We start from the raw sequence: 7,658 nt of genomic DNA on the forward strand, positions 1-7,658 counted from the left end.
GCTACGCGCGGGTCGTCCGGCCGACCGATTCGACCAGCGGCAGCAGCCGGTGCGGAACCCGCTCGCGCAACGCCACCTCCGTGCGGGTGCGCACCACGCCCGGCAGGCTGATCAGCTTCTGGATCACGTCCTCCAGATGGGCGTTGTCACGGGCCACCACCCGGGTCAGCAGATCGCCGCCGCCGGTGATCGAGAACGCCTCGACGATCTCCGGCACCGACGCCAGCGCGTCCCCGACGTCGTCCAGGTGGCCCTGGGTGACCTCGATGTGCACGAACGCCAGCACCGGGTGGCCCAGCGCGGACGGGGACAGCGAGGGGCCCGTACCGGTGATCACCCCGTCCCGTTCGAGCCGGTCCAGACGTGCCTGGAGGGTGCCCCGGGCGACGCCGAGGATCCGGGCGTACTCGCGCACGCTGGTGCGCGGCCGCTCCAGGAGCAGTCGCAGGATGCGGGTGTCCAGCTCGTCCACGGCCACGGTGATCCGGCCTCCCTGTGCCTGGGTGATCGCCGCCGACTGTACCAATGGCCCATCCGGTCCCGGTCCGTATGGGCCGTACGACCTGGGCCGATGGCCCCACGGCGGCTCGGCTCGGAGCGTGAGGACTGGGCCAATGGACCTGTGTGTGCGCATCCGCTTGAGCCAACAGGGCCGGGGGTGCTCTCATGGAGGCATCGATGGCGCTGCGGACCCCGCGGCGCCTTTTTCGTGCCGTGGCACAGAGGGGGCGGTGGGCAGTGCTCAGGCGGGTGTTCATGGCGCCGGATCCGGGACGGGTGCGGCTGCGCTTCGCCGCGCGGGCCGTCCTCGGGATCGCGCTCGCGGTCGTCGTCTGCGCGGCGGCCGGACACTCCCTCGCGGGCACCGTCACCGGTGGCCTCGCCGCGCTGCTCGCCCTGTTCACCGTCGCCGATCCCACGGTCCGCGGGCAGGCGGTCACCACCGCGCTGCTGCCCGTCGTCGGCCTGCCGGTGCTCGCCGCAGCGGCCGTGCTGCACGCCCACCCCGTCGCCCGCGACCTGGTGTTCCTCGCCGTCGTCGGCGCGGGCGTCCACGCCCGCCGCTGGGGGCCGCGCGGGCACAGCCTCGGCGTGTTCGCCTTCATGACCTTCTTCGTCGCCCAGTTCCTGCACGCCACGACCGACCGGCTGCCCGAGCTGTACGCCGCCGTGACCCTGTCCGTCCTGAGCGCCGCCGCCGTGCGCTTCGGCCTGTGGTGCTACGAGCGACGGCTGCCCGTCGTTCCCGCCCCCGCGCCACCCGGCGGCACGGGACTGGCCCGGGTGACCACCCGGCAGGCCGTCCAGGCGACCGCGGGCGCCGGCTTCGCGCTCGTCGCCGGCCAGTTGCTCTCCGGGCAGCGCTGGTACTGGGCCGTCGGCGCCACCTGGTGGATCTTCGTGAACACCGCCTCGCGCGGCGAGACGCTGGTGCGCGGCTTCCGCCGGGTCCTCGGCACCTTCCTCGGCATCGGCCTCGGCCTGCTGATCGCCGTCCCCGTGGGCGGGGCGCCCGTCCCCACGACCGTCCTGCTGGCCGCGGCCGTCTTCGGGATCTTCTACTCGGCGGCCGTCTCCTACACCTGGATGATGCTCTGCGTGACGCTGCTCGCCGAGCTGCTGTACGGCCTCCTCGGCGTCCTCACCCCGGCCCTGCTGGCACTGCGCCTCGCGGAGACCGCCGTCGGCGCCCTCGGTGCCGCCCTCGCCGTGCTGTTCGTCCTGCCCGTCACCACGCACACCACCACCGACACCTGGATCCGGCGGGCCCTGCGCTGCGTCCACGCCTGCACCGCCGAGGCCGCCGCCCGCCTCTCCGGCTCCCCGACCGCCGACCCGGCACGGCCGGCGGCGGAGCTGGAGCGGCTGCTCGGCCGGGTACGCCTCTCGGTCGCCCCGCTCGTCCACCCGCTCAATCCGATGCTCGGCCGCAAGCGCCGCGCCCGCCGGGTGCTCGCCCTGCTCGACGACTGCGCCCGGGAGATCCGCGGCCTGATCGCGGTCGCCGCCGACCCGGAGGCGTCCCACGACGCCCGCCTCACCGCCGCCCGCCACCGCGTCGAAACGGCGGTCGAGACCCTGGACCGAGGCGCCGACCTCCTCACCCACCCCACACACCCCGAGCCCGGCCGGGATCCCGAGCTCGCGACGGGCCACGTCACCGAGCCCGCGTACGGCCGCCCCGTCCCGCCCGCGCACGGCTTCGCCGGGCCCGCGTCGGAGCCGCGCTCCCCTCTCGAACCGGCCCTCGCCCATCTGCACGGCCTCGAACGCGCCCTCGTCGAGCTCGCCGAGCCCCTGCGCGCCCCGTCCGGCTCACCTCTGGTCGGTGCCTGAGCCGCCGGACGGCGGCCTCCCCGCGGGACATGAACGAGCCTTGGTCTAGACCGCAACTGATCGACTGCTACCGTCGGCCCCGGACCCGCACGGACGAGAGGGGACAGCGGTGGCAGACGTCGGCAGGCGCCGGAGGGCGTTCATCGGGTCGTTCACGGCGGCGGGCGGCCGCGGAGTCGTGACGGCCGCCGTCCATCCGGCCAGCGGCTCACTGACCCTGCTCGCCGGCGCGGACGGCGTCCCCGACCCCTCCTACCTGGCCCTCTCGCCCGACGGGAACACCCTGTACGCGGTCAGCGAGACGACCGAGGGCGCGGTGGCCGTCTACCGCGTCCACGGCGACCGTCCCGAGCTGGCCGGACCGCCCGTGTCCGTCGGCGCCGGCGGGCCCACCCACCTCAGCCTCTACGACGGCCACCTCCTGACCGCCAACTACGGGTCCGGAAGCGTCACCGCCGTGCCGGTCCGCCCGGACGGCAGCCTCGGCATCGCCTCCGGACAGCTCCGGCACACCGGGTCCGGCCCGCACGAGCGCCGCCAGCGCGGACCGCACGCCCACCAGGTCCAGCCCGACCCGAGCGGTCGCTGGGCGGTCAGCGTCGACCTCGGCACCGACTCGGTGCGGGTGTGCACCCTCGACGGCGGCACGCCCACGCTGCACCGCGAGATCGCCCTGCGCCCCGGCTCAGGGCCCCGCCACCTGGCCTTCCACCCCGGCGGCGGCCACGCCTACGTCCTCAACGAGCTCACGCCGACCGTCACGGTGTGCCGCTGGGACGCGGGGGACGGCCTTCTCAAGCCGCTGACCGAGGTGCCGGTGCTGAAGGGCGCCCCGGCCGGTGACGCGTACCCGTCCGGCATCGTCGTCTCGCCCGACGGGCGCTTCGTGTGGACCGCGACGCGCGGCGAGGACGTGCTGTCCGTGTTCGCCGTCGAGGGCGAGGAGCTGCGGCTCACCGGCACGGTGCCGTGCGGCGGCGAATGGCCGCGCGCCCTCGCCGAGAGCGACGGCTTCCTCTACGCGGCCAACGAGCGCTCCGGGAACGTCACCTGGTTCGCGATCGACCAGGACACCGGCCTGCCGCGCTACGACGGCTCGGTGGACGTGCCCGCCGCCTCCTGCGTGGTCTTCGGCTGACCCTTCCCGGAGGACGGGCGGACAGGACGAAGGGCCCGCTCCGTGCCGGAGCGGGCCCTCGTGCGTCCTGCTCGGTCAGCGCACCGGGGTGCCCTGCTGCTGCGGCGGGGCGATGCCCAGCGACGTCGTGTACTTGGCCAGCGCGAGCTTGCCGATCGCCGGGTACGCGCCCAGCGCCTCCGCCGTCGCGCAGTCCACCTCGGCCGCCGCGGCCTCCAGCAGCCCGGGGTCGATCTCGGGGCCGATCAGATACGGCGCCAGCGCCAGCTGCTGCGAACCCGAGGACCGCAGCTGCTCGGCGACGGAGGCGATCGAGCCGTCGTCGTCCAGGGCGGCGGCCATCACCGGCACCGCGAGGCGCGCGGCGAGCAGCATGCCGGTGATCCCGGCCGCCTGCACCGCCTCGTCCCCGCCCACGGAGGCCAGGATGATGCCGTCCGCGGCGGTCGCCACGGTGAACAGGCGCGCACGGTCGGCACGGGCCAGGCCCGCCTCCGACAGCCGCACGTGCAGGGCCTCGGCGAGCAGCGGGTGCGGGCCGAGGACGTCCGTCAGCTCGGCCGCGATCTTGCTGTCCATGACCGCCTGGCGGACCCGGCGCAGCAGCGCGCTGTCGGGTCCCGCCAGCAGCGGTACGACCACCGCGACCGGGCCCTCGGGCTCCTTGACGTCGGAGCCCGCGGCGACGGCCTGCTCGTAGCGGGCGGTGCGCTCGTCGGCCGCGTGCGTCAGCACGGCCCTGAGCGTGGGGAACTCGTCGTCGTCCCCGTCCAGATACCCGATGCGCGCGTCCAGGCCGGGCAGCTCGGAGCGGGCGATGCTCACGACCTCCTCGGCGAGGCTGCGCGTGTCGGCGCTGGGCGCGCCGGGAACCGCGAGGACGAGCGCGGGCGCGCCCTCGGGTGCCACCAGCGGTTCGGGGCGGCGGTGCCGTCCGGGCTGGCGGGGTCGCGGCATTCGTACTGGCAGGCCGGACGCGGGCCCAGTGGGGGAGCTCATGGCGCCGCATGTTACTGGCTTCTTGGGCTCCCCTGTTCGGGGAGGGTGCAGGTGAGCGGTTTCCGTCCGTTTTTGTCTGATGAGTTACGTACGGATCGGAAGGGGGCGGCGTGCCATTCCGTCGTGATTCGTGGTGTCGGCAGGACACGAGGGCGTATTTGCCGCCCTCTTCACCACAGGGAACCCCAACACCCTTTCCAGGACGTCACATACCCCCACGATCCGTCACGGCAGGCGCCAGTCCACCGGCTGGCCGCCCTGCTGGATCAGCAGGTCGTTGGCGCGGCTGAACGGACGGGAACCGAAGAAGCCGCGGTCGGCCGACATCGGCGACGGGTGGGCGGACTCGACGGCCGGGAGGCTGCCGAGGAGCGGGCGCAGATTGCGGGCGTCACGGCCCCACAGGATGGACACCAGCGGCTTGCCGCGGCCGGCCAGCGCGCGTATCGCCTGCTCGGTGACTTCCTCCCAGCCCTTGCCGCGGTGCGCCCCCGGGCTGCGCGGAGCCGTGGTCAGCGCCCTGTTGAGCAGCAGCACGCCCTGCTGCGACCACGGCGTCAGGTCGCCGTTGGACGGCTGCGGCAGCCCCAGGTCGGAGTTGAGCTCCCGGAAGATGTTGATGAGGCTGGGCGGCAGCGGGCGTACCTCGGGCGCGACCGAGAACGACAGGCCCACCGCGTGCCCCGGTGTGGGGTAGGGGTCCTGACCGACGATCAGGACCCTCACCTCGTCGAAGGGTTGCTGGAAGGCCCGCAGGACGTTCGCCCCGGCCGGCAGATAGGTGCGTCCCGCGGCGATCTCCGTGCGCAGGAAGTCGCCCATCGAGGCGATCCGTCCGGCAACGGGTTCGAGGGCCTTCGCCCAGCCCGGTTCGAGGATTTCATGCAAGGGTCGTGGTGCCACGGGCGTCACCCTACTGCCGTACGCCGGACGGTGATCAACCGGTGACCGAAGACTGCCCACCAGTGATCGGACCTTTTTGATTTGTGGCTGGATTTCATCGATTTCCCGGTGGTGAACCGGACGGACCGCATGCTGTTCCCCCCGTCCTCCGTCATGCCACGACCGCTGCCCGTACACACAGCACGTCCGGCAGATGGGCCGCCAACTGCCGCCAGCTGTCGCCGTCGTCGGCCGACGCGAACACTTCGCCGTTACGGTTGCCGAAGTACACGCCCGCCGTCTCCGCGTCGTCCGTGCACAGCGCGTCGCGCAGCACCGTGCCGTAGTGGTCCTCCGCCGGCAGGCCGGCCGACAGCGGCTCCCAGCTCCGGCCCGCGTCCGCCGTGCGGAACACCCGGCAACGGTGACCGGCGGGCACCCGGTCGGCGTCGGCGTTGATCGGGAAGACGTACGCCGTGTCCCCGCGGTGCGGATGCGCCGCCACGGCGAAGCCGAACGTGGAGGGAAGGCCCTCGCCGATGTCGGTCCAGTGCGCGCCCGCGTCGTCGCTGCGGTACACGCCCCAGTGGTTCTGGAGGTACAGCCGGTCCGTGTCGTCCGCGTCCTGCGCGACCTTGTGCACGCACTGGCCGAACTCGGGGTTCGGATCGGGCAGGAACACCGCGGAGACACCGGAGTTGGAGGGGACCCAGCTCTCGCCGCCGTCCTGGGAGCGGAACACCCCCGCCGTGGAGACGGCGACGGTCACCGCGCGCGGGTCGCGCCGGTCGGTGACGATCGTGTGCAGTCCCTCACCCCCGCCGCCCGGCACCCACCGCGACCGCGTGGGGTGCTCCCACAACGGCCGCACCAGCTCGAAGCTCTCCCCGCGGTCCACCGAGCGGTACAGCGCCGCCGGTTCCGTGCCCGCGTAGATCACGTCCGCCTCGGCCGCGGCCGGGTGGAGCTGCCAGACCCGCTCCAGCGAAGCGCCGGTGTCCTGGGGGAACTTGACGGCCGGCCGCTCCGGTTCGGTCCAGGTGCGGCCGAGGTCGTCGGAGTGGAACACGGACGGGCCCCAGTGGGCGCTGTCACCACCCGCGAGCAAGCGCGGGGCGCCGCCCCGGGTGTCGACGGCGACCGAGTGGATCGCTTGTGCGTTGAAGTAGGGACTCTCGTCGAACTCCCAGGTTCCGCCTCGTCGTCGCCCGATGAACAGGCCCTTTCGGGTGCCCACCGCGAGCAGTACCTCGGTCATGCCGATCACCTCCGGGACGTCTTTGTCAACAGGTGGTCCTCAGACATCGGCCAGTCTGCACCCCACCACTGACAACCACCCCCACAGCGACCGTCTCCGCAGGTCAGGGCGGTGTCGTCGGCCTGTCGGGAGGAGGTGACAGGAGTCTGCTGCGGCATACGCCTGCGCGGGCCGGGGGTCTCGTGCGACCGTCGGTGCGTGGGCTCGCCGTGAGCAAGGAGGGGACGTCCCCCGTATGGGAGGGCGGTCCGGCCTGTTCGTGCGCTCGTGAGGAGGATGCCGTTGAAGGCGTTCCGTGGTCCGAAGGTGTGGCTGTGGCGCTGGCGGCGCAACCCGCTCAAACGCCGTGCCGACACGGTGGAGGCGTGGGTGCTGCTCGGCGCCTGGGCGGCCACCGTCCTGGCGGGGGTGTTCACCGGTCTTGCCGCCGACGGGACGGTCGAGCGGGGACTGGCCAGAGAGCGCGCGGAGTGGCGTCCGGTCGTGGCCCGGCTCGCCGAGCGGGCGCCGGGAGCGTCCGAACCGCACGCCCGTACCGTGAACGGCGAGCGGGTGTGGGCGACGGCGCGCTGGACCGTGACCGACGGCTCCGCCCACACCGGTCAGGTCCGTGTCGCCGCCGGGAGCGCGGCCGGCACCCCGGTCACCGTGTGGACGGATCCCGTGGGTCGTCTGGTGACCCGGCCCACCAGCCCCGACCAGGCAGGCTTCCGGGCCGCGCTGATAGGCGCCCTGGTCGGTGCGAGCGCGGCGACCGTGCCCTTCGTCATCGGCGTCGCGGTCCGCGGCCGCCTGGAACGCCGCCGCCTGAACCGCTGGGACAAGGAGTGGGCCCGCCTGGGCCCGCAGTGGCGGCGGATGACGTGGTGAGCCGCGGGGAGCGCCCCTGATCGGTGGCGACACCCCACCATCCCGCGCGCGGGCCGCCGTCCCGCGCGTCGGCTCAGGCGGCTCTACCTTCTTGATCGGGTTGATCGAGCCATTCGTAGGGTTGGGTCGCCCAGGGGTGCTGGGTGTGGCTATCAGGCGGCTGCCATCTCGTGG

Annotated in this window: 7 protein-coding genes; 3 read left to right on the top strand and 4 right to left on the bottom strand. The window is 73.6% G+C overall.

Features of this window, described 5'->3' with window-relative positions:
* Nucleotide 1: 1 nt before the first annotated feature.
* Complete coding sequence (locus AB0F77_RS40935) at nt 2–478, bottom strand: Lrp/AsnC family transcriptional regulator (RefSeq protein ID WP_361959159.1); 477 nt, start codon at nt 476–478, stop codon at nt 2–4.
* Nucleotides 479–738: 260 nt separating this feature from the next.
* On the opposite strand from AB0F77_RS40935, the gene AB0F77_RS40940 reads away from it, so the two are divergent.
* Both AB0F77_RS40940 and AB0F77_RS40945 read left to right on the top strand, forming a co-directional pair.
* Complete coding sequence (locus tag AB0F77_RS40940; protein WP_361959162.1) at nt 739–2,337, top strand: FUSC family protein; 1,599 nt, start codon at nt 739–741, stop codon at nt 2,335–2,337.
* Nucleotides 2,338–2,446: 109 nt separating this feature from the next.
* Nucleotides 2,447–3,475: a lactonase family protein gene (locus AB0F77_RS40945; protein ID WP_361959165.1), complete on the top strand. Its 1,029-nt coding sequence runs from the start codon at nt 2,447–2,449 to the stop codon at nt 3,473–3,475.
* A gap of 75 nt (nt 3,476–3,550) precedes the next feature.
* Here AB0F77_RS40945 and AB0F77_RS40950 read toward each other — a convergent pair whose 3' ends face one another.
* The 3 genes from AB0F77_RS40950 to AB0F77_RS40960 form a co-directional block, all read right to left on the bottom strand.
* Complete coding sequence (locus AB0F77_RS40950; RefSeq protein ID WP_361959168.1) at nt 3,551–4,474, bottom strand: hypothetical protein; 924 nt, start codon at nt 4,472–4,474, stop codon at nt 3,551–3,553.
* Nucleotides 4,475–4,699: 225 nt separating this feature from the next.
* Nucleotides 4,700–5,377 (bottom strand): uracil-DNA glycosylase, encoded by a 678-nt coding sequence (locus tag AB0F77_RS40955; protein ID WP_361959171.1) that lies wholly within the window; start codon nt 5,375–5,377, stop codon nt 4,700–4,702.
* Between the two features lie 151 nt (nt 5,378–5,528).
* Nucleotides 5,529–6,614, bottom strand: a complete 1,086-nt coding sequence (locus tag AB0F77_RS40960) for an exo-alpha-sialidase (protein ID WP_361959174.1) — start codon at nt 6,612–6,614, stop codon at nt 5,529–5,531.
* Between the two features lie 276 nt (nt 6,615–6,890).
* Here AB0F77_RS40960 and AB0F77_RS40965 point away from each other — a divergent pair, with 276 nt between their 5' ends.
* The gene (locus AB0F77_RS40965; protein WP_361959177.1) at nt 6,891–7,484 is read left to right on the top strand and encodes a hypothetical protein; all 594 of its coding nucleotides are present in this window, start codon (nt 6,891–6,893) and stop codon (nt 7,482–7,484) included.
* Nucleotides 7,485–7,658: the final 174 nt, after the last annotated feature.

Origin of the sequence: Streptomyces sp. NPDC026672, from assembly GCF_040638185.1 — a bacterium.
Lineage (GTDB): Bacteria > Actinomycetota > Actinomycetes > Streptomycetales > Streptomycetaceae > Streptomyces.

Excerpts from the sequence above, each read along its gene's own strand:
- AB0F77_RS40950 (WP_361959168.1), bottom strand. The coding sequence starts at position 4,474 with ATGAGCTCCCCCACTGGGCCCGCGTCCGGCCTGCCAGTACGAATGCCG.
- AB0F77_RS40960 (WP_361959174.1), bottom strand. The coding sequence starts at position 6,614 with ATGACCGAGGTACTGCTCGCGGTGGGCACCCGAAAGGGCCTGTTCATC.
- AB0F77_RS40965 (WP_361959177.1), top strand. The coding sequence starts at position 6,891 with ATGCCGTTGAAGGCGTTCCGTGGTCCGAAGGTGTGGCTGTGGCGCTGG.